Source organism: Roseomonas mucosa ATCC BAA-692 (genome assembly GCF_000622225.1).
Classification (GTDB): Bacteria; Pseudomonadota; Alphaproteobacteria; order Acetobacterales; family Acetobacteraceae; genus Roseomonas; species Roseomonas mucosa.
In genome coordinates, this window is the sequence record NZ_JHWD01000004.1 from 101,047 (window position 1) to 120,234 (window position 19,188).

The 19,188-nt window shown below is 72.0% G+C and carries 18 protein-coding genes; 6 read left to right on the forward strand and 12 right to left on the reverse strand.

The features are described 5' to 3' along the window. The first annotated feature begins 123 nt into the window (after positions 1 to 123). Positions 124 to 495 (forward strand): FKBP-type peptidyl-prolyl cis-trans isomerase, encoded by a 372-nt coding sequence (locus BT98_RS0107300; protein WP_019459786.1) that lies wholly within the window; start codon positions 124 to 126, stop codon positions 493 to 495. Between the two features lie 72 nt (positions 496 to 567). On the opposite strand, the gene BT98_RS0107305 is transcribed toward BT98_RS0107300, so the two are convergent. The 5 genes from BT98_RS0107305 to BT98_RS0107325 form a co-directional block, all read right to left on the reverse strand. Beyond that, the gene (locus tag BT98_RS0107305; protein ID WP_019459787.1) at positions 568 to 1,689 is read right to left on the reverse strand and encodes an NADH:flavin oxidoreductase/NADH oxidase; all 1,122 of its coding nucleotides are present in this window, start codon (positions 1,687 to 1,689) and stop codon (positions 568 to 570) included. Next, a complete protein-coding gene (locus tag BT98_RS25995; RefSeq protein WP_019459788.1) occupies positions 1,686 to 2,585 on the reverse strand; it encodes a DUF2272 domain-containing protein in 900 nt (299 codons plus the stop codon). Before BT98_RS25995 ends, BT98_RS0107305 begins: the two co-directional genes overlap by 4 nt. A gap of 272 nt (positions 2,586 to 2,857) precedes the next feature. Next, positions 2,858 to 3,691 carry a lipid-binding SYLF domain-containing protein gene (locus tag BT98_RS0107315; protein ID WP_019459789.1) on the reverse strand — a complete coding sequence of 278 codons (834 nt, stop codon included), beginning with the start codon at positions 3,689 to 3,691 and terminating at the stop codon, positions 2,858 to 2,860. A 101-nt stretch (positions 3,692 to 3,792) separates the two neighbouring features. Further along, positions 3,793 to 4,428: a histidine phosphatase family protein gene (locus tag BT98_RS0107320; RefSeq protein ID WP_019459790.1), complete on the reverse strand. Its 636-nt coding sequence runs from the start codon at positions 4,426 to 4,428 to the stop codon at positions 3,793 to 3,795. Positions 4,429 to 4,516: 88 nt separating this feature from the next. Next, on the reverse strand, positions 4,517 to 5,365 hold the full coding sequence (locus BT98_RS0107325) for a DMT family transporter (protein WP_226946122.1): 849 nt from the start codon (positions 5,363 to 5,365) through the stop codon (positions 4,517 to 4,519). Positions 5,366 to 5,520: 155 nt separating this feature from the next. Between BT98_RS0107325 and BT98_RS0107330 the strand changes: the two genes are divergently transcribed. Beyond that, positions 5,521 to 6,582, forward strand: coding sequence for a quinone-dependent dihydroorotate dehydrogenase (locus BT98_RS0107330; RefSeq protein WP_027297184.1), 1,062 nt, complete (start codon positions 5,521 to 5,523; stop codon positions 6,580 to 6,582). Then, a complete protein-coding gene (locus tag BT98_RS0107335; RefSeq protein ID WP_019461083.1) occupies positions 6,579 to 7,424 on the forward strand; it encodes a TIGR01459 family HAD-type hydrolase in 846 nt (281 codons plus the stop codon). The genes BT98_RS0107330 and BT98_RS0107335 overlap by 4 nt, the downstream gene beginning before the upstream one ends. Before the next feature lie 419 nt (positions 7,425 to 7,843). On the opposite strand, the gene BT98_RS23545 is transcribed toward BT98_RS0107335, so the two are convergent. The 5 genes from BT98_RS23545 to BT98_RS27760 all read right to left on the reverse strand — a co-directional run bounded on the left by BT98_RS23545 (position 7,844) and on the right by BT98_RS27760 (position 14,082). Further along, positions 7,844 to 9,946, reverse strand: a complete 2,103-nt coding sequence (locus tag BT98_RS23545) for an FUSC family protein (protein WP_019461082.1) — start codon at positions 9,944 to 9,946, stop codon at positions 7,844 to 7,846. A gap of 221 nt (positions 9,947 to 10,167) precedes the next feature. Then, entirely contained in the window at positions 10,168 to 10,887 is a 720-nt protein-coding gene (locus BT98_RS0107345; protein WP_115359335.1) for a M48 family metallopeptidase, read from the reverse strand. A 74-nt stretch (positions 10,888 to 10,961) separates the two neighbouring features. Then, positions 10,962 to 11,288, reverse strand: a complete 327-nt coding sequence (locus tag BT98_RS0107350; protein ID WP_019461080.1) for a cupin domain-containing protein — start codon at positions 11,286 to 11,288, stop codon at positions 10,962 to 10,964. Positions 11,289 to 11,388: 100 nt separating this feature from the next. Further along, positions 11,389 to 11,910, reverse strand: coding sequence for a YcgN family cysteine cluster protein (locus BT98_RS23550; protein ID WP_051004823.1), 522 nt, complete (start codon positions 11,908 to 11,910; stop codon positions 11,389 to 11,391). A gap of 174 nt (positions 11,911 to 12,084) precedes the next feature. Continuing rightward, positions 12,085 to 14,082 carry an SDR family oxidoreductase gene (locus tag BT98_RS27760; protein WP_019461078.1) on the reverse strand — a complete coding sequence of 666 codons (1,998 nt, stop codon included), beginning with the start codon at positions 14,080 to 14,082 and terminating at the stop codon, positions 12,085 to 12,087. A gap of 233 nt (positions 14,083 to 14,315) precedes the next feature. On the opposite strand from BT98_RS27760, the gene BT98_RS0107365 reads away from it, so the two are divergent. Genes BT98_RS0107365 through BT98_RS0107375 form a run of 3 tightly spaced genes read left to right on the forward strand, consistent with a single transcriptional unit; the run spans position 14,316 to position 17,151 of the window. Continuing rightward, complete coding sequence (locus BT98_RS0107365) at positions 14,316 to 15,059, forward strand: (Fe-S)-binding protein (RefSeq protein WP_019461077.1); 744 nt, start codon at positions 14,316 to 14,318, stop codon at positions 15,057 to 15,059. A gap of 50 nt (positions 15,060 to 15,109) precedes the next feature. Further along, positions 15,110 to 16,558: a lactate utilization protein B gene (locus BT98_RS0107370; protein ID WP_202801196.1), complete on the forward strand. Its 1,449-nt coding sequence runs from the start codon at positions 15,110 to 15,112 to the stop codon at positions 16,556 to 16,558. Further along, complete coding sequence (locus tag BT98_RS0107375; RefSeq protein ID WP_019461075.1) at positions 16,555 to 17,151, forward strand: LutC/YkgG family protein; 597 nt, start codon at positions 16,555 to 16,557, stop codon at positions 17,149 to 17,151. Before BT98_RS0107370 ends, BT98_RS0107375 begins: the two co-directional genes overlap by 4 nt. 50 nt (positions 17,152 to 17,201) lie before the next feature. Here the strand turns inward: BT98_RS0107375 and BT98_RS0107380 are convergent, their stop codons facing one another. Both BT98_RS0107380 and BT98_RS0107385 read right to left on the reverse strand, forming a co-directional pair. Next, a complete protein-coding gene (locus tag BT98_RS0107380) occupies positions 17,202 to 18,614 on the reverse strand; it encodes a TRAP transporter large permease (protein WP_019461074.1) in 1,413 nt (470 codons plus the stop codon). A 15-nt stretch (positions 18,615 to 18,629) separates the two neighbouring features. Then, on the reverse strand, positions 18,630 to 19,178 hold the full coding sequence (locus BT98_RS0107385; protein WP_019461073.1) for a TRAP transporter small permease subunit: 549 nt from the start codon (positions 19,176 to 19,178) through the stop codon (positions 18,630 to 18,632). Positions 19,179 to 19,188 lie beyond the last annotated feature (10 nt).

A 19,188-nucleotide genomic window follows, 5' to 3' on the forward strand; every position in this document is an offset into this window, starting at 1 on the left:
CGGCGGAACCGCCGGACTCGTGAATCGCCCCCAAACAGTTGACCGGCCGGGGAAACCGCCCGGGTTTGGCCTCGGCCCGCCCCTGCCCTACAAGCGGGCGGACCCAGTTCAGGGATTCCGGGTATGACCGACAGCGCCGACCAGTACAGCACCCTGCCTTCGGGCATCCGCTACCGTGACGAGGTGGTCGGCGAGGGGGAATCCCCCCGTCCCGGCCAGTGGGTCACCGTCCACTACACCGGCTGGCTCGACGACCAGGGCAAGCCGGGCCGCAAGTTCGACAGCTCCCGCGACCGCGGCGACCCTTTCCAGTTCATGATCGGCATGGGGCAAGTCATCTCCGGCTGGGATATCGGCGTCTCCACCATGAAGGTGGGCGGGCGCCGCATCCTCGTCCTGCCACCGGAGCACGGCTATGGCGCGCGCGGCGCCGGCGGCGTGATCCCGCCCAACGCCACGCTGATCTTCGACGTGGAGCTGCTCGGCCTCGGCTGAGGCCAGGGTTCCGGGTCGGCGCCAAAGCGCCGGCCCCGGTTCCGCCACGGCCTCCCCGCTACAGGGGCCGTATCAGAGGGGCGGCATTGGTGCCGCCACCCCGTCCCGCAGCGGATACTTGCCCCAGCCGCGCTCGTATTGCGGCGGGATGGAGAGGTCGCTCGTCCGGCCCAGCGCCTCGGCGGCCCGGACAGGCCAGTAGGGGTCCTTCAGGATCGCCCGTGCCAGCAGCACCAGATCCGCCTTGCCCTCGGCCAGGATCGCCTGGGCCTGCTGCGGCTCGGTGATCATGCCCACGGCGGCCACCGGGATGCCGGCGCCCCGCCGCACCGCCGCAGCACCCGGCACCTGATAGCCGGAACCGACCGGGATCTCCGCATGGGCCGCGTTGCCGCCGGAGGAGACATCCACCAGATCCACGCCGGCCTCCCGCAGCCGGCGCGCCAGTTCCACGCTTTCCTCCGTGGTCCAGCCACCTTCCACCCAGTCGGTGTGGCTGATCCGCACCCAGAGCGGCACGTCGCCCGGCAAGGCGGCACGGAGCGCGGCCGCCGTTTCGCGCGCCAGCCGCGTCCGCCCGGCGAAACCGCCGCCCCAGCCGTCGTCGCGGCGATTCGCGAGGGGCGAGAGGAACTGGTGCAGCAGGTAGCCATGCGCCGCGTGGAGCTCGACCACCCGGTAGCCCGCCTGCACCGCCCGCCGCGCGGCCTCGACGAAACCGGCGATCGTGGCGCCGATCTCCGCCTCGCTCATGGCGTGCGGCGTGGCATAGCCCTCGAAGGGCACGGCACTCGGCCCGACCGGCTCCCAGCCATGCTCCGAGGCCGGTCCATGCCTCCAGGGCGGGTTGCGGCTGCCCTTGCGCCCGGCATGGGCGAGCTGGATCGCCGGCACCGCTCCGGCGCGGGCGATGGCGGCGGCGAGGCGGGCATGGCCCGGCACCTGCGCCTCCTCCCAGATTCCGAGGTCCCAGGGGGTGATGCGCCCTTCCGGCAGCACGGCGGCGGCCTCGGTCATCACCAGCCCCGCCCCGCCCAGGGCGCGGGAAAGGAGGTGCTGCAGGTGCCATTCCGTGGGCCTGCCATCCGGCGCGCAGCAGTACTGGCACATGGGCGAGACGCCGATCCGGTTCGGCAGGGTCACGCCCCGCAGGGTCAGCGGCGTGAAGAGCGAGGTGCTGGGCTGGTCGGTCACGAGACGGGCGCTCCGATGCTGGCCGGGGGATTGGCGGGGATGGGTATGGCCGCGCCGAAGGGCGGCAGCCTGCCGATCCGGTCCTCGATCACGCCGAACAGGACGGGCTCCCCCGCCGGGCGCGGCAGCAGGCGCCCCGAGGCATCGGTGGGGAAGCGCGTCATGGTGACCGCATCCTCCACATTGCCGCCGACCGCTTCCGCCACGAAAGGCCCGACCCGCACCACGATGTCGCAATGCATGGCGCGGAACTGCCCGATCTCCGCCAGCCTCTCCCGCCAGTCGGTGAGCGGGCGGCGCGAGCGGTCGCCGCAGACCAGATCGCCCGGTGCAGGGGCATAGTCGCCGATGCTGTGCGGGACGAAGGGCGCCTGGGCCGGGAAATCCCGCGCGTCGGCCAGGATGGCGTCCAGGTAGAAGGAATGCGCGGCGTTCCCCGCGAACTCGCGCTGGTCCACCCCGGCGGAGCGCATCACCCAGGAGATGAAGGCCGCCGACCAGGCGGGCTCGCGCCAGGGGGCCGTCGCCGCGCCTTGCAGGGCGGCGGCATAGCGGTCCCGGTTCCGGTCGATCACCGGCCGGTCCTCCTCCACCGCGCGCCAGTAGGCGAGGACGCGGGGGAAGTTGGCGATGGCCGATTCCGGTCCCGGTGCCTTGCTGGGCGGGTGCTTCTCGCCGGGCGTGGTGACGTAGCCGCCCCAGTCCTGCCATTCCGTCAGCGCGAAGCGGACGATCCGCTCCCGGGTGGAGGGCGGATAGGAGAGCGGCGGCTCGCGGAACCGGGCCGTGGCCTGCGGCGGCGTGGCGCAGGCGGCGAGCAGGGCGGTGGGCCACAGTGCCAGCAACAGGGCGTGGACCCGCCTCCCGGCGGAAGCGGAGGGCGCGGACAGGCGCATCGGGCGGTGATCCGGAACAGGACCGGGCTTCGCGCCAGGTCTGTGGAGGAAGGGGGACGGCCGTGGATCACGCCCGCCCGGAGGCAGAAGCCCGGAGGCCGGTTGGCCAGCCGCAGGATGGCCCGCTGGATAGCACCATGCCGACGGACCCGCACCACCCAGGGTTGCATCCCCGGCTTTCGCGCCGGGGATGCCGGCGGCGGCACCTCGTTTCCGGCACGGGGGCAGCGGCGCCACGGCATCCGGCGCGGTCCGCTCCCGCGCCGGGACGGTCAGTGCAGCGTCTCGCGCGTGATCCCGCCGCCGGTCACCGGGGCGCTGTAGGCGGGGGGCGCGGCCTGACCATAGGGGGCGGCGCCCGGGACACTCCCTTGGGCCGGCGCCGCATAGGGCTGCGCGGAGGGCGGCACGACGGCTTGGCTGGCGCCGTACTGCATCAGCACCGCGCGCAGCGGGTCGGCGCCCTGGTTGTAGGCGGTCATGCTGAGCACGATGTCGCGCACCGCGACCGCCCGCCCGTAATAGGCCTGGTTGCCTTCGTGATAAGGGCTCATCACCGCGCCATCGAGGGTGATGCCGGCATAGAGGCCGCGGGTCTTGGCATAGGCCACCACGTCCGCTCCGGCCGCCGTGGTGGTCGCGCCGCCCATGCCGCCGCCCACCGTCACCAGGGCGATGGAGATGTCGCCGCCGAGCTTGACCTGGTTGTCCAGCACGGCGTTCAGCCCCTTGTCCGTCAGGATGAAGAACATGAGCTGTGCGTCCTGCAGGCCGATCTGCAGGCCGAGCGAGCCGGAGCCGAAGCTGTAGAAGGCCGGCGAAGACCAGGATCCCGCCCCGTCACGCGCCGTCAGCACGCAACTGCCGCCCTGCGCCCCCAGGATGAAGCCCGCCTTCAGCACGCGCGGGCAGATCATCACCGCGCGGGAACGGCGGAGCGAGCCCTGGGTGTCCTGCCGCACACCCGGATCGCCCTGGCCCAGCATCTCCTGCGCTGTCAGCGTCGCGCGGTCCACCAGCGTCTGCTGCTCGGCGGCCGGTGGGATCGAGCCCCCGCCGCAGGCCGCCAGCGCCATGAGAAGCACAAGGCACATCGCACGGCGCATCAAATTCTCCCCCTAACCCCTTGGTCCCGATCCCTGTTCTAAACGCAAAGAATGGCTGTGACCAAGCGTCGGCGCCTCGGGAGGACGGATTTCCGGCCGCCTCAGTGCAGTGCGCTGAGGCCGGGCGGCTCCTCGTTCACCGCGCCGACGCGCCACTGGCCGCTGAGATTCTCCAGCCGGGTCAGGGACAGGTTGCGGACGGAGAACTGCAACGCCTGATAGGGGCTGAAGCCGCAGGCATGGGCCAGCGCGGCGCGGATCGAGCCGCCATGCGCCACGATCACCAGCGATTCGCCCGGATACTTGTCCACCAGATCGTCCAGCACCGGGCCGACGCGCTTCACCACGTCGCCGACGCTTTCCCCGCCGGGCGGCCGCTCCTCGGCCGAATGCGGCCAGAACGGGTGCGGCGGGTCGCGCAACAGGGCGGTGAACTCCTCATGCGTCAGCCCCTGCCAGCGGCCCAGGTTCTGCTCGCGCATGTCCGGCAGCACGGTCAGCCTCTGCTCGGGATAGCCTCCGGCGAAGACGGCCGCCGCGGTGGAGCGGGTCCGCGCCAGCGGCGTGCAGAACCAGCGGGCCGGACGCGGCAGCCGCTCGGCCAGCCAGGCATGGGCCACCTGCTCCGCCGCCAGGGCCACGGTGCAGAGCGGCACGTCCATGTCCCCGTACATGGTCAGCCGGGCCGAGGGCTCGACGATGGCGTGCCGGATCAGGAAGAGGCGCGTCAGGATCATGGCCCCGCTTATGGCCGAGGCACGGGCCGGTGAGAGCCCCCTTTGACGGCGCCCCTCCCGTGCCGTGGCGGCACGGGTCGACCGCCGTTCAGGCCGCGCGGGCCGAGCGCTGGCTCATCACCCCCGACAGCATCACCACCGCCGCGCCCGCCATGGCCCAGGGCCCCGGCACCACGCCCCAGATCGCGAGGTCGAAGACCACCGCATAGGCGAGCGCGCTGAATTCCAGCGGCGCGAGGCGGGAGGCCGAGGCATGGCGGAAGGCCCCGGCCAGGCAGAGCGACGCCACGCCGGAGAAGACGCCGTTGGCCATCAGCGCCGCGAGATCCCGCGTCCCGGGCGGCACCCAGCTTTCCATCAGGAAGGGCAGCAGCACCAGCAGCCCGGGGGCCGAGGTCCAGAGGATCAGCCGCGCCATCCCGGCCTCGTGCCGCAGCCAGCGGTTGATCGTCATGACGATGGAGTAGCAGACGGTGCCCATCAGGGCCCAGAGATAGGAGGCCACCGGCGCGCCGCCGGTCAGACCGGGCAGCAGCGACATCAGCACGCCGCCGAAGCCCAGCGCGCACCAGCCCCAGGCGGAGGCGGGAACCGGCTCCCGCAGGAAGAGCGCGGCCAGGGCCAGGGTGAAGAAAGGCGCGGTGAAATAGACGAGGTAGCCCTCGGCCAGGGCAAGGCCGCGCAGCGCCAGGAAGAAGCCGAAGGCCGAGCCCAGCATCCCGGCGGCGCGCAGCAGGTGCAGCCACGGATGCCGCGTGCCCAGATCGCCGCCCAGGCCGGGGCGCGCGAGGCGCGCGAGCAGCAGCAGGGTCAGCATGGTGGCATAGCGGATGCCCACCACCTGCTGCGGCGGGTAGTGCCCCGACAGCAGCTTGGAATTCGTGTCCAGCAGGGCAAAGAGGCCCAGCGCCGCCAGCAGCAGCAGAGGTCCGCGCACCCGGTTCGTCTCCCCCATCCCCCCGCGGGCCGACAGGCCGACCGTCCCGCGGGCCGCGTATCCCTTGTCGCGGCTTCTCCCTGGCGCCGGGCGCGTGGTCAACCCGCGCAACCCGCGCTTCCCCCATGCCCGGCTTCGGTCCATAGGGGGCGCCGATGACTCCTGCCCTCGCCTCCGCACTCATGCCGCTGATGCGCGGCATGGACCCCGAGCGCGCGCACGGCGCGGCGCTGCGGGCCCTGCGCCTCGGCCTCGCCGGCCGCGACCGCATGCCGGACGATCCCATCCTGGCCACCGGGGCGCTGGGCCTGCGCTTCCGCAACCCGGTCGGCCTCGCCGCCGGCTTCGACAAGGATGCGGTGGCGGTGCTGCCGCTGATGCGCCTGGGTTTCGGACTCGTCGAGGCCGGAACCGTCACGCCGCGCCCCCAGGCGGGCAATCCGAGGCCGCGCCTCTTCCGGCTGGAGGAGGACCGCGCGGTGGTCAACCGCATGGGCTTCAACAATGGCGGCCTCGACGCCTATGTGGCGCGGCTGGCGGCCCTGCCCCGCCCCCTGCCCGCCGTGCTGGGCGCCAATATCGGCATCAACAAGGAAGGCGCCGATCCGGAGCGCGACTACCCTGCGCTCTATGCCGCCGTGGCGCCGCACGCGGATTACGTGACGCTCAACGTCTCCTCCCCCAACACGCCGGGGCTGCGGGACCTGCAAGGCGAGGCGCGTCTGGCCGCCATCCTCTCGGCCGTGGCGGAGCGCCGCGCCGGGCTGGCGAAGCAGCCGCCGCTGCTGGTGAAGATCGCCCCCGACCTCGCCGAGGATGCCCTGCCGGCCATCGTGGAAGCCTGCATCGCCCAGGGCGTGGCCGGGATCATCGTGTCCAACACCACCATCGCCCGCCCCGCGACGCTGCGCTCGCCGCGCCGGGCCGAGGCGGGCGGCCTTTCCGGCCCGCCGCTCTTCGCCCCCTCCACCGCCATGCTGGCGGCGGTCCACCGGCTGGCGCGCGGGCGGCTCGTGCTGGTGGGGGCGGGCGGCGTCGGCAGCGCGGAACAGGCCTATGCCAAGATCCGGGCCGGGGCCTCGCTGGTGCAGATCTACGCGGCGCTGGCCTATGAGGGACCGGCGCTGATCCCGGACATCAGGCGCGGCCTCGCCGCGTTGCTGCGGCGCGACGGCTTCGCGCATATCTCGGACGCGGTGGGAGTTGACGCGGCATGAAGATCTTCGAAGGCATTACCCCGCTGGCGGAGCGCTATGACGGCTTCGTGGTGGATCTCTGGGGCGTGGTGCATGACGGGGTGCAGGCCTATCCCGGCGTCACCGACGCGCTGGCGCAGCTCCAGGCCGCCGGCAAGCGCGTGGTCTTCCTGAGCAACGCTCCGCGCCGCTCCTGGGTGGTGGAGGAGCTGCTGGCCCGGCTCGGCGTGCCGCGTTCGCTCTACGTGGACGCCGTGACCTCGGGCGAGGTCGCCTGGGAGATGCTGCGCGACCGCACCGACCCCTGGTTCGCGAAGCTCGGCCGCCGCGCCTACCACCTCGGCCCGGCCACCGATCTCAGCGTGATCGAGACGCTGGACCTGACCCTGGCGGAGCGGCCGGATGGCGCGGACTTTCTGCTCAACACCGGCCCCGACCCGCAGCTCGGCCCGCATGCGCTGGAGCCCTATGACGCGGTGCTCCGGGCCTGCGCCGAGAAGGGCCTGCCGATGGTCTGCGTGAACCCGGACCGAGAGGTGGTGGTGGGCGGCCGCATCCTGCTCTGCGCCGGGGCCTTCGCCGACCGCTACCGCCTGCTGGGCGTCACCGACATCTTCGAGGTCGGCAAGCCGGACCCGACCGTCTATGGCCCGGTGCTGCGCCGCCTCGCCGTGCCGAAGGAGAAGGTCCTGGCCGTGGGCGACGGGCCGCGCACCGATCTCGCCGGGGCCAAGGCCGCCGGGCTCGACTGCGTCTGGGTGCTGAACGGCCTCTCCGCCGCGCTGGCGCCGGACCAGCTCGACACCATCGCCGCCGCGGAAAAGGTCTTCCCCCTCGCGGCCCTGCGCGCCTTCCGGCCCTGAGGCGCAACCGGCGCGGCGCCCCGAATGCAGGGTGGCGTCGCCTGGTCCTGGCGTTGCGCTTCGTGGCCAGCCCCGGGGGAGGCTCCGCCTACCCCCGGAACCCCCACCGCCGGGGAGATCGTATCTCCCCGGACCCCACCTTGCGTGGGTGCGGGTGGCAAGGCCTGCCTTCCCGAACCCAGGGGGCAGGCGGGGCAAAGGAGCTCAAGAAGGAAAACACCCTGTCCGCGCTGGTGGCACCGGCAGTCCGCCGGAGAGCATGGCTCTCCGATGCGTCCGGCATCAGCGGAGGCCAACTCATCGGGTCCAGGGCCCGCAGTGTCCTGGCAGAGTGGGAGTTTGGGGGCGAGGCAGCGCCTCACCCTCAAAGGACGGCGCAAACTCATGACAGGCTCGCCCAGGGAAAGCCACCGTTCCGATCAGCCGAGGTAGCGCGCTCCGGCCTGTTGCAGCAGCCGGGCCTGGCGCAGGGCGCGGCGCTGTTCCGGCGACAGTCCTTCCTCCGGCGGCCATGCGGGCTCCGGCGAAGCTCGGCCCGCGCGCAGGGCCGCCGCCACGGCTTCCAGCCCGGCGGCCAGTTGCCGGCCGAATGCCGGGTCGCCGCTTCGGGAATGGCGGGCAGACTGCAACCAAACGGCGGTGCTGGCACCAGCCAGGCGGCGCAGGAGCAGGAGGGCGGTCCCGGCGGCCTCCTGGCGTCGCTCGCCCTCGCCCCCATGCTCGCCCACCTGCCCCCAGGGCTCACGGGCGGCACGCTCGCGCAAGGCTTCGGCATTGACGCTGGCAAGCCCGGCCGCTCGCCGCGCCGCCTCGGTCGCCGCCCGGTCGGCGTCGGGTCCAAAAGCCAGCGCGGCATAGCGCGCATGCGCTTCCAATGCCCCGGCAAGGGCGAGGCGCAGCCGCTGCGGCGCCCGCTCCGGCCAGAGCAGCATGGCCCCCGCCAGGGCGATGACGCTGCCCAGCACGTTGTTGAAGGCGCGCAGCCCGGCCAGCCCGGCATGGCTCGCGCCCGGCACGGTCAGGTCCACCAGCAGCACGAAGAGCGGCGTGAGGAAGAAGACGAAGAGCGCATAGCTCACGCCCCGGACCGCCAGGGTCGCCATGGCCAGGGGAAAGATCGCCAGGGTCAGCGCCAGGGGACCCTCCAGCACCCAGCCTAGGAAAGCGGCCGCCAGCCCGCCCAGCACGCTGCCGACCGCGCGTTCCAGCGCCCGGGGCCAGGTCGTGGCGATCTCCGGCTGCTGCACCAGGATCACCGCCATCGTGGCCCAGTAGGCCTGCGGCAATTCCAGGAGATGGGCCAGCACCATCACCCCGGTCACCAGCACGGCCGAACGCAGGGCATGGCGGAAGACCAGCGACTCCCAGCGCAGGTTGGCCAGCAGCAGCACCCAGAACCTGTGGGCCTGCCGTGGCTGCGGCGCGGGCGGGCCAGCCGGCGCGTTGTCGATCATTCCGCGCAGGGCGGCGGCCATGGCGTGCAGGCCCTCCCCCGCCTCGCTTTCCGGCGCGGCGGGCATGGCCTCCAGCCGGGCCAGGGCGGCGCGCAGCCGGGCATCGGGCGGCTGCCCCGCCTCCATCAGCCGGGACTGGCGCAGCAGCACCACGGCCAGTTGCCGCAACTGGCGCCGGGCGGCCCGGCGGTCCGGTGGCGTGGGCCGCTGGCCCTGCTCCTCCAGCCGGTCCTCCAGCGCGATCAGCAGGGCGAAAAGCCGTTCCGCCGTTTCCAGCCCGATCAGCAGCCGCCCCACCGCGTCGCGCAGGCCACGGGCGCGGAGGAGCTGCTCCAGGGCAGCGCGGGCATTCTCGATGGACAGGCGCACGGCGCGGCGGTGGCGCCCGGCATGCTCGCCCCAGGCATTCTCCGTCGAACCCTCCGCGAGAAGCCGGTCCAGGTCGGCGCACAGGGCAGCCAGGTCGCGGAAGGCCGCGGCCAGGGCCAGGCGCGAGGGGCGGAAGGGATGGATGCGCCAGAGGGTCAGGCTGAGCAGCAGCGCCCAAAGGCAGCCCCCCGCGAAGATCAGCCCGAATTCCAGCGCCGCCCCGGCGGAATGAACCGGCTGGTCTGCCGCCACCGCGAAGGCCACCACCGCCAGGGCGCCGGCCTGGGTGATGGCGGCGCCGTAGAGGCGGCCCAGCCCGCCCAGGAAGGTGCAGAGGCACAGCAGCGCTGCCGCGAAGGGCCAGCCCAGCCCGCCGCTGACAGCCCCTGCCAGGGCGCAGAGGGTGGAGACGGCCGCGTAGCCCGCCATGAGCCGCGCCCGCTCCCGCCCTGGCCCGCCCGGGTCGGCGAGGCAGGTCCAGAGCGCCGCGATCGCGGCCCAGGACAGGGCAGGCCAGTGGAGGAGCTCCATCACCAGCACCACCAGGGCGCAGGCGGCGGCGGCACGGAGGCCTTCGCCCAGGCTGACGGCGCGGGGGGAGAGCGAGATCGACCAGCGCCCCAGCCGGGCCGAAAGGCGCTCCGGCCAGGCGGGGCCGGCGCGGCGCCGGGCGATCGGCCGGGGACGGGCCGGGGTCATGGCCCATGCTGTCCATCATGATGGGACGCGGTGCCTGCCGCCCGGTGCGGCGACGCCCGACATCCCGCCGGGCGGGAGACCTTCCGGGGCGGCACGATCCCCGGCATCGTGGGATGCGTCATCCTGGGATCACCTCCGCCACGCGGCGATTCACGATTGCTGCATTGCAGCATAGCGGCTTTCGTAGCCGGGTCGCCAGCCCCCTGCCGCGGGGCGCAGCCTCAGCCGATCCGCAGCAGTGTCGAACCGTTGAGCCGCAACCAGTCCTGGGCCGCCTCGCGATGCGGGGTGCGCGTTTCCACCAGCGCCCAGAAGCGGGCGGAATGGTTGAGCTCGCGCAGATGCGCAACCTCGTGCGCCGCCACGTAGTCCAGCACCCAGCCGGGCGCCATCACGAGGCGCCAGGAAAAGGCCAGGGTGCCGTCCGGCGCGCAGGAACCCCAGCGCGAGCGGGTGTCCTTCAGCCGGACCGCGCGCGGGTGCACCGCCAGCGCCCGGGCATGTTCCGCCACCAGGGGGGCGATGCGCCGGCGCGCCTCGGCCCGCAGGAAGTCGCCGACCCGGCGCGCGACGAATTCCGGGGCGCCGGCAACGACGATGCGGCCGTCCTGCAGGAAGGCGCCCCCCCGTGCCTGGGGCTCGTGGCGGATCGGGTGCGGCACCCCGCCGAGCGGGATCTCCGCCCCGTCCTGGAAAGGCTGCGGCGGCGCCAGGGAGGACAGGCGCTCCATCACCCAGGCGGCATGGGCGGTGAGCAACGCCATGCCCTGCTGGCGGCTGGCACGCGGCGGCAGGGTGACGATCACCTCGGCGGCACAGGGGTCGATGCGCAGCGAGACGCGGCGGGCCCGGCTCGAACGCTGCCAGCGCACCGGACAGGGGATCGGCCGGTTGAGCGGCCCCGTCCGCAGGGGGACGCTCTCGGTGGTGCTCGGCTCCATGCCGGACAGAATGCCCGGACGGAGGCCCCGGGACAACGCCCGGCTTCCCATCCGGGCGACGGGCACGGACCGCCTCAGCCGGGCAGGCCCTTCATCTCGATCTCGACAAAGGAAAGCGGCGCCTCGCCGGCATTGATCACGTTGTGCTCCGCCCCCGCCAGGCGATCATAGGCCAGCCCGGCCTGGAGCTGGCTGGTGACGCTGGTGCCGTCCGCCATCTCCACCAGCAGGGTCCCGTCCGTCACCGGCACCACGACATAGGCCCATCCGTGGCGATGGGCGCCCGTCTCGGCACCCGGGGCGAAGTCCCAGCGGGTGACGCGCACGCGCTCATTGTCCGACTGGAGGGTGGCGACGGCGGGAACGCGGCAGCGGAGGGCTTCGCGGGCGAACTGGCTCATGCCTGGACTCCTGGGCTGGCGGCGCGACGGCATGGGCCGTGGCACCACGGCGAGGGTGGAAAGGGCGCGGAGCGCCTGGTCCAGCCTCTCCCCGGATGGTTCAGGCTGGCAAGGGGCGCCGACGCCAGTGGACGCGGGCGGCCTCGCTTCCGCCCCGGGTGGCCGGAGCCGGACGCGGCCAGCGCCCCGGCCAGTCCACCACATGATCCTCCAGCGCCCCTGCGCGGCGCTCACTCACCACCCGCCCGGCCACGGAAACGCCGGCGCCCTGGACGGTGGCCGGGTCGCCGGAAACCAGCGGATGCCATTCGGGCAGGTCCCTGCCCTCAGCGACGAGGCGGTAGCCGCAGCTCGGCGGCAGCCAGTCGATGCGCTTCAGCCGGGCCGGGGTCAGCTTCACGCAGTCGGGCACCTTGGCCCGGCGGTTGGCATAGTCGGAGCAGAGGGCGGTCGAGGTGTCGAGCAGGCGGCAGGCCACCTCGGTCCAGTGGATCTCATCCGTGTCGTCGTCGCGCAGCTTGTGCAGGCAGCAGCGGCCGCAGCCGTCGCAAAGGCTCTCCCATTCGCTCCGCGTCATCTCGGAGGGGGATTTCGCCTTCCAGAAAGGCAGGTCAGGAAGCATCCCGCCAAGCTGAGCGCCCCATGGCGCAAACACAAGGCGAAAACCAGCGGCCCTGCCCCGCCGGTTTCTCTCACACGCCGTGGGGCCGGAGTCCTCCTCCGGCCCCGCGGATCCGCTTCCAGCCAAAGCCCCGGACTGGCGCTTGGCAGGCCTCCGGGGCCGGGCCGGAGGGTTTCAGGCCCAGCGCCGGATCTCGCGGCGCAGGTCGCGCACCAGGGCGTCACCGCGCTTGCGGGCACGGCCTGCAAGCTCGGCCGCGTCGTGCCCGGCATGGGAGGCGGTGTCGCGGAGGGTTTCCCGCAACTCCGAGGCCCGCCCCAGCCAGCCCGTCCGGCGCCGCGAAGGGCGGCCCGAGAGCCGGTCCACCACATTGTCCACCCCCTGCCGCAGCGAGCAGAAGAGGGAGGCCAGGACGCTCTCGTCGCGCCGGGCCCGGCGGCGCCCGCCGTGCAGCAGGCCGTGGGCTTCGTTCCGCATGTGCTCCACCCGGTCCCGGACATCCCCGGCGAAGCCTTCCACCCGGTCCTGGCCGCGCCCCAGCAGGGACATGGCTCCGCCCCGCAGGACGCTGGCACGGTCCTGCGCGGTCTCGGCCACGTTCTCCACCCGGCCACGCGTACGGCCCAGAAAGGAACGGGCGCCGTCGCGGTAGTCTTCCGCCGCGTCATGGGCGGATTCCGCCACGTCCTCCGCGCGGCCCCGGACCCGCCCCAGGAAGGAGCGGGCGCCATCGCGATAGCTGTCGGTCCGGTCCTGGACCGTTTCCGCCAGATCCCCGGCCCGGTACCGCGCCTGGCCGACCAGCCCGCGGGCGCTGCCACGCCAGGATTGCGCCCGGTCCTGCGCCTCCTCTGCGAAATCGTCGGCCTGCCCCCGCCAGCGTCCCCAGAGGGAGTGGGCGCGGGAGGAAGTGTCCTCCGCCAGCTCGCGGGCATCGTGCCTGGCATGCCCGAACAGTCCGCCCAGCAGGCCGCCGCCGCGCGAGGCCCTGCGCTCCGCCTCGCGCGCCAGCCGCTCGGCGCGGCGGCGGCCTTTGCGGGACAGGCCGGCCCATTCTTCGCTGCCCTGCCGGCCCAGGCGAGAGAGGCTCCAGCGGCCCCGGCGCATCGCTTCCTCGGCCTCCCGGAGCAGGGCGCGGTCGCGGGACTTGCGGCTGTAGTGCACGCCCACCGCCACGCCAGCCGCCAGCGCGCCCAGGCCGATCAGCACCCCGGCGGTGCCGAGCGGGTTCATCTGCGCTTCCAGCAGGACGGAGGTGCGGCGCGGGGCCGGCTGGTCCTTGATGGCGCCCGTCTCGGCCAGGTCGGCGCGCGGCTCGTAAAGGTTGTCGTGGCGGTCCTTCCGCCCCGGGCTCCGGCGCGTCTGGCTGCGGCGCCCGAAGGCCTCCATCACCCGGTCGGTCAGGCGCGGGGCGTGGTTGCCCAGCAGCGCGATGGCGTAGCCCCCCATGCCCACCACCAGGGTCCGGGGCGCGTATTCGCAGGCGTACAGGATCGCCTTGGCCACGAGGCGCGGATGATAGACTGGCGCGGGCAGCTTCAGCCCCGCGCTCTCCGTCACGTTGCGGGAATGCTCCGGAAAGAGCGTGTCCACCGAACTGGGCTTTACCAGCGTGACGGAGACCGGATACCCCGCTTCCTCGAACTCCATGCGGAAGGCATCGGTGATGCCCTTCACCGCGTGCTTGGAGGCGGAATAGACGCCCTGCAGCTCCATCGCCCGGTCGGACAGGACGGAGCCGACATTGACGATGGTGCCACCGCGCTGCTTCAGGTGCCTCACCGCCACCTGGGTGCCGTTCACGACGCCCCAGTAGTTGACGTCGAAGAGACGCCTCTGGTCCTCCAGCGGCGTGTCCTCGATCCGGCCATAGATCGCGGCGCCGGCATTGTTCACCCAGCTGTCGAAGCCGCCGAAGCTGTCGATGGCCTTCTGCGCGACCTTCTCCATTGCCCCCGCATCGGCGACATCGGCCACCACGTATTCCGTGCGGCCGCCCCGGGCGCGCAACTCGTCGCGCAGGGAGCGCAGGGCGTCCTCGTTGCGGGCGGCCAGGACCAGCGAGGCGCCCCGCTCAGCCGCCAGCCGCGCGGTGGCGAGGCCGATGCCGGAGGTGGCGCCGGTGAGCACGATCACCTGCTGGCGCAACGGCTTGCGATGGGGCTTGGCCATGGTCGGGGTTACTCCCTTGTCTGGGTATCTCCCCCGGTGAACGCCGCGCCTCGCGAGAGGTTGAGGCCGGATTTCCGCGCATCCGCCCTTCCCGCGCGGGATGGCTGGGCGGAGGATCGGGGCCGGCGTCGAAAAGGCGGACGCCGGAACCCGCCCGCCCATCCGGGGGCATGGCCCCCATGGCTGGGTATCAGGCGAGAGAACGGAGCCTGGGAACAGGACGGAGACACCGGATGCGGATCGGGCTTTTCATTCCCTGCTACATCGATGCCTTCCACCCGGAGATCGGCATTGCCACGCTGGAGTTGCTGGAACGGCTCGGCCTCGACGTCACCTATCCGCCCGACCAGACCTGCTGCGGCCAGCCGATGACCAACAGCGGCTTCCACCGGGAATCCGCCGCGGCGGAATCACTGTTCCTGCGGAACTTCACCGGCTTCGACTATGTGGTGGCGCCCTCCGGGAGCTGCGTCCAGCAGGTCCGGGAGCATATGACGGCCATCCCGCAGACGGAGGCCCTGCGCGACCTCCGCTCCCGCACCTTCGAGCTGGTGGAGTTCCTGCACGACGTGCTGGAGGTGCGGGAATTCCCCTGGGCCGAGTTTCCCCACAAGGTCGGCTACCACTATTCCTGCAACACCCTGCGCAACCTCGGCCATGCCAGGCCCTCCGAGCTAAACCTGCCGGATTTCTCCAAGCCGCTCGACCTGCTGCGCGGGGTGCGCGGCATCGAGGTGGTGACGCCTGCCCGGCATGACGAGTGCTGCGGCTTCGGCGGCACCTTCGCGGTGACGGAGCCGGATGTTTCCGTCCGGATGGGCCAGGACAAGGTACGCAACCACAGCCAGGCGGGCGCCGAGTACATCGTATCCGCCGACAGCTCCTGCCTGCTGCACCAGCAGGGCTGCGCCGAGCGCATGGGGCTGCCGGTGAAGTTCATCCACATCGCCCAGATCCTCAATGGAGACATGGCGTGAGCAGCACCGCGAAGCCCGGTCTTGACCATGCCGAGGGCCGCTCGAAGCCGATCCCTGCACCGCAGCGCGAGCCGCAGCCGCGCGGCGCCGTGGTGCGGGGCAACCGGCCGGTGGACCATGCCGAGGCCGCCGCGCGCTTCCTGAAGGCGCCGGAGCACGAGAGCTTCCACGACCGCCGGCTCTGGGACCTGCGGGAGAAGCGCGACCGCGAGGCGCACGGCATCCCGGAATGGGAGGAGCTGCGCGCCCTGGCCTCGGCCATCAAGGAGCACACCCTCACCCATCTCGACACCTATCTGGAGCAGTTCGAGGCCGCCGCGAAGGCGAACGGCGCGCATGTCCACTGGGCGAAGGACGCCGCCGAGCACAACGGGATCGTCCTCGGCCTGCTGCGCGACCACGGCGCACGGCGGCTGATCAAGAGCAAGTCGATGCTGACCGAGGAATGCGGCTTCCGCGACGCCATGGCCGAGGCCGGCATCGAGGTGGTGGAGACCGATCTCGGCGAGCGCATCCAGCAGCTCGACAACGAGGACCCGAGCCATGTGGTGGTGCCGGCGGTGCACAAGCTGCGCTCCGACGTCGCCGCCGTCTTCGCCAGGACGCTGGGCAGCGACCCGGACAACCACGACGCCGCCTATCTGGCGCGGCGGCAGCGCGAGGCGACGCGACCGCTGATCCTGGAAGCCGATGCCGGCATGACCGGCTGCAACTTCGCGGTGGCGGAAACGGGCGGCGTGGTGGTCTGCACCAACGAGGGCAATGCCGATCTGTCGGCCAACGTGCCGCCGCTGCACATCGCCAGCATCGGCATCGAGAAGCTGATCCCGCGCGTGGCCGATCTCGGCGTCTTCATCCGCCTGCTGTCGCGCTCCGCCCTGGGGTCGCCGATCACGCAGTACACCTCGCACTTCCGGGCGCCGCGCCGGGGCGGGGAGATGCATTTCGTGCTGGTGGACAATGGCCGCTCCGCCCGGCTGGGGATGGAGGAGTTCTGGACCTCGCTGAAATGCATCCGCTGCGGCGCCTGCATGAACACCTGCCCGGTCTATCGCCGCAGCGGCGGCCTGTCCTATGGCGCCACCTATGCCGGGCCGATCGGGCTGATCCTCGACCCCACCTTCAACCGGCGGAAATACAGTAGCCTGCCCTTCGCCTCGACCCTGAACGGCAGCTGCACCAATGTCTGCCCGGTGAAGATCAACATCCACGAGCAGATCTTCGCCTGGCGCAAGGTGCTGGCCGAGGAGCACGAGCTGCCCATGGCCAAGCGGGCGATGATGGCGGCGGCGGGGCATGTGCTTTCGCGGCCCCGGCTGTTCCGGGCCGCCATCGGCGCGGCGGATTCCGCGCTGCGCCACCTGCCGCGCTTCGCCCTCTACAACCCGCTGAACCGCTGGGGCGCCGGGCGCGAGGTGCCGGCGGCGCCGAGGGAGACCTTCCACGACTGGTACGCCCGCAACCGGGGGCAGGCGAAATCCGGGGGGAGGCCATCATGAGCAGCCGGGAGGCGATCCTGGCCTCGCTCCGCCGCAAGCACCGGCCGGAGCGCGTGCCGCTGCCGCAGGTCGGGCTCTTCGACCGGGAGCTGGAGGGCGGCCCCATCGCGGAATTCGGGCGGCGCCTGGCGCAGATGGGCGGCAAGCTGCTGGAGCCCGGTCCGGACGGCGACCCGCTGGCCCCCGCCGCCCCGCTCCTGCGTGAGGCCGTGGTGATCTGCTCCATGGTGCCGGAGGTCCAGGGCAACCGGCCGCTGACACCGGACACCGCGCCGGCCAGCCTGGCGGATGTGGACGTGGCGGTGCTGCGGGCCTGCTTCGGCGTGGCGGAGACCGGCTCGGTCTGCTTCACCGAGGAAGCGCTGGGGGTGAACTCCGTCGCCTATCTGGCGCAGCACCTGCTGGTGCTGCTCGACCCCGCCGCGATCCTGCCCAACCTGCACCATGCCTACCGGCGTCCGGAATTCGCGCGGTCGCGCTACACCGTCTTCCACACCGGCCCCTCCGCCACCGCGGATATCGAGGGCGTGCTGATCCACGGCGCCCAGGGCGTGCGGTCGCTCTCCGTGCTGCTGCTGCCACCCCCGGGGTGAGGCCGGCGCCCCCCCCGGGGGGGAAACCGTCACCCCCCGGTGCGTGGGAGCTACTTGAAGATCACCGGCGGTGGTTCGTCCTCGCCCATGCCGGGTGTGGGCACGTCGATGGTGACGGAGGCCGGGTCCACATTGCTGCCGGCATCGATCCAGTAGGTGACGCTTTCCGGCCAGAGAATCACCACCGCGACCAGGGCGATCTGCAGCAGCAGCCAGGGGATGGCGCCCCAGTAGATGTCCGCGGTCTTCACCGATTTCGGCGCGATGCCGCGCAGGTAGAAGAGCGCGAAGCCGAAGGGCGGGTGCATGAAGCTGGTCTGCAGGTTGATGCAGAGCAGCACGCCGAACCAGACGAGGTCGATGCCCAGCTTTGCCGCCACCGGTGCCAGCAGCGGCACGATGATGAAGGCGATCTCGAAGAAATCGAGGAAGAAGGCCAGGAAGAAGACAAAGATATTGACGAAGAGCAGGAAGCCGAGCTGACCGCCCGGCAGGTGCGACAGCAGGTGTTCCAGCCACAGCCCGCCATCCACGCCCTGGAAGACCAGCGAGAAGACCGTGGCGCCGACCAGGATGAAGATGACCATGGCGGTGATGCGCATGGTATTGGCCATGGCCTCCCGCAGCAGCCGCCAGGAATAGCGCCCATTGGCCATGGCGAGCGCGATGGCGCCCACCGCGCCCATGGCCCCGGCCTCGGTGGGGGTGGCAAGGCCCAGGCCGATCGTGCCCAGCACCAGGAAGATCAGCACCAGCGAGGGCACCATGCCCTTGGCCACGCGCCAGATCAGCGGCCAGCCGCGCTGCGTGCGCGCCTCCTCCGGCAGCGGCGGCACCTTGTGCGGCGCCACGATGGAGACCACGGCGATGAAGCCGACGAAGAGCAGGATCTGCAGGATCGAGGGGCCGATCGCCCCCGCATACATGTCACCCACCGAGCGGCCGAGCTGGTCGCCCAGGATGATCAGCACCAGGGAGGGCGGGATGAGCTGGGTGATGGTGCCGGACGCCGCGATCACCCCCGTGGCGATGCGCATGTCGTAGCCGTAGCGCATCATGATCGGCAGCGAGATCATGCCCATGGCGATCACCGAGGCCGCCACCGTGCCGGTGATGGCGCCCAGCACCGCGCCCACGATGATCACCGCATAGGCGAGGCCGCCCGGGACCTTGCCGAAGAGCTGCCCCGTGCCTTCCAGCAGGTCCTCCGCCAGGCCGCAGCGTTCCAGTACCGCCCCCATCAGGGTGAAGAAGGGGATGGAGAGCAGCAGGTCGTTGCTCAGGATGCCGAAGACGCGCAGCGGCAGGTTGCCGAGGTAGTCGGCGGTGAAGAAGCCCAGCTCGATCGACAGGAAGCCGAAGAACAGCCCCACCGCGGCCAGGGAGAAGGCCACCGGGAACCCGATGACGAGGAAGACGATTAGGCCGCCGAACATCAGTGGCGGCATCCATTCGAGGCTCATCTGCGGGGCGTCTTCCTACTGCAGCGGTCGTTCATAGGTGATCACCGCCTCGCCATCCGGCTTGAGGCCGCGCAACAGGGCGATGCGCTTGATCAGCTCGCTCAGCCCCTGAAGCGTGATCAGCAGGAAGCCCACCGGCATCAGGATCTTCACCGGCCAGCGCAGCAGGCCGCCGGCGTTCTGGCTGCCTTCCCCCCGGACAAAGGAATCCCAGAAGAAGGGCCAGGTCATCCAGGTCAGCAGCGCCATGGCGGGCAGCAGGAAGACGATGATGCCCAGGATATCCACCCAGAGCCGTGCCCTTTCCCCCATCGAGCCGTAGAGGATGTCCACCCGCACATGCTCGTTGCGCAGCAGCGTATAGGGCGCGCCGAGCATCACCATGCCGGCGAAGAAGTACCACTGGACCTCCAGCAGCGCGTTGGAGGACCAGGAGACGCCGTAGCGCACGAAGGCATTGCCGGCGCTCACCACCACGGCGATCAGGGTCAGCCAGTCCGCGATCCGGCCGACCCGGGTATTGATGTCGTCCACCACCTGGGAAAAGGCGAGAAGGGGTTTCATCCGGTCCTCC

Excerpts from the sequence above, each read along its gene's own strand:
- BT98_RS0107300 (WP_019459786.1), top strand. The coding sequence starts at position 124 with ATGACCGACAGCGCCGACCAGTACAGCACCCTGCCTTCGGGCATCCGC.
- BT98_RS25995 (WP_019459788.1), bottom strand. The coding sequence starts at position 2,585 with ATGCGCCTGTCCGCGCCCTCCGCTTCCGCCGGGAGGCGGGTCCACGCC.
- BT98_RS0107315 (WP_019459789.1), bottom strand. The coding sequence starts at position 3,691 with ATGCGCCGTGCGATGTGCCTTGTGCTTCTCATGGCGCTGGCGGCCTGC.
- BT98_RS0107320 (WP_019459790.1), bottom strand. The coding sequence starts at position 4,428 with ATGATCCTGACGCGCCTCTTCCTGATCCGGCACGCCATCGTCGAGCCC.
- BT98_RS0107330 (WP_027297184.1), top strand. The coding sequence starts at position 5,521 with ATGACTCCTGCCCTCGCCTCCGCACTCATGCCGCTGATGCGCGGCATG.
- BT98_RS0107335 (WP_019461083.1), top strand. The coding sequence starts at position 6,579 with ATGAAGATCTTCGAAGGCATTACCCCGCTGGCGGAGCGCTATGACGGC.
- BT98_RS23545 (WP_019461082.1), bottom strand. The coding sequence starts at position 9,946 with ATGACCCCGGCCCGTCCCCGGCCGATCGCCCGGCGCCGCGCCGGCCCC.
- BT98_RS0107345 (WP_115359335.1), bottom strand. The coding sequence starts at position 10,887 with ATGGAGCCGAGCACCACCGAGAGCGTCCCCCTGCGGACGGGGCCGCTC.
- BT98_RS0107350 (WP_019461080.1), bottom strand. The coding sequence starts at position 11,288 with ATGAGCCAGTTCGCCCGCGAAGCCCTCCGCTGCCGCGTTCCCGCCGTC.
- BT98_RS23550 (WP_051004823.1), bottom strand. The coding sequence starts at position 11,910 with ATGCTTCCTGACCTGCCTTTCTGGAAGGCGAAATCCCCCTCCGAGATG.
- BT98_RS27760 (WP_019461078.1), bottom strand. The coding sequence starts at position 14,082 with ATGGCCAAGCCCCATCGCAAGCCGTTGCGCCAGCAGGTGATCGTGCTC.
- BT98_RS0107365 (WP_019461077.1), top strand. The coding sequence starts at position 14,316 with ATGCGGATCGGGCTTTTCATTCCCTGCTACATCGATGCCTTCCACCCG.
- BT98_RS0107375 (WP_019461075.1), top strand. The coding sequence starts at position 16,555 with ATGAGCAGCCGGGAGGCGATCCTGGCCTCGCTCCGCCGCAAGCACCGG.
- BT98_RS0107380 (WP_019461074.1), bottom strand. The coding sequence starts at position 18,614 with ATGAGCCTCGAATGGATGCCGCCACTGATGTTCGGCGGCCTAATCGTC.
- BT98_RS0107385 (WP_019461073.1), bottom strand. The coding sequence starts at position 19,178 with ATGAAACCCCTTCTCGCCTTTTCCCAGGTGGTGGACGACATCAATACC.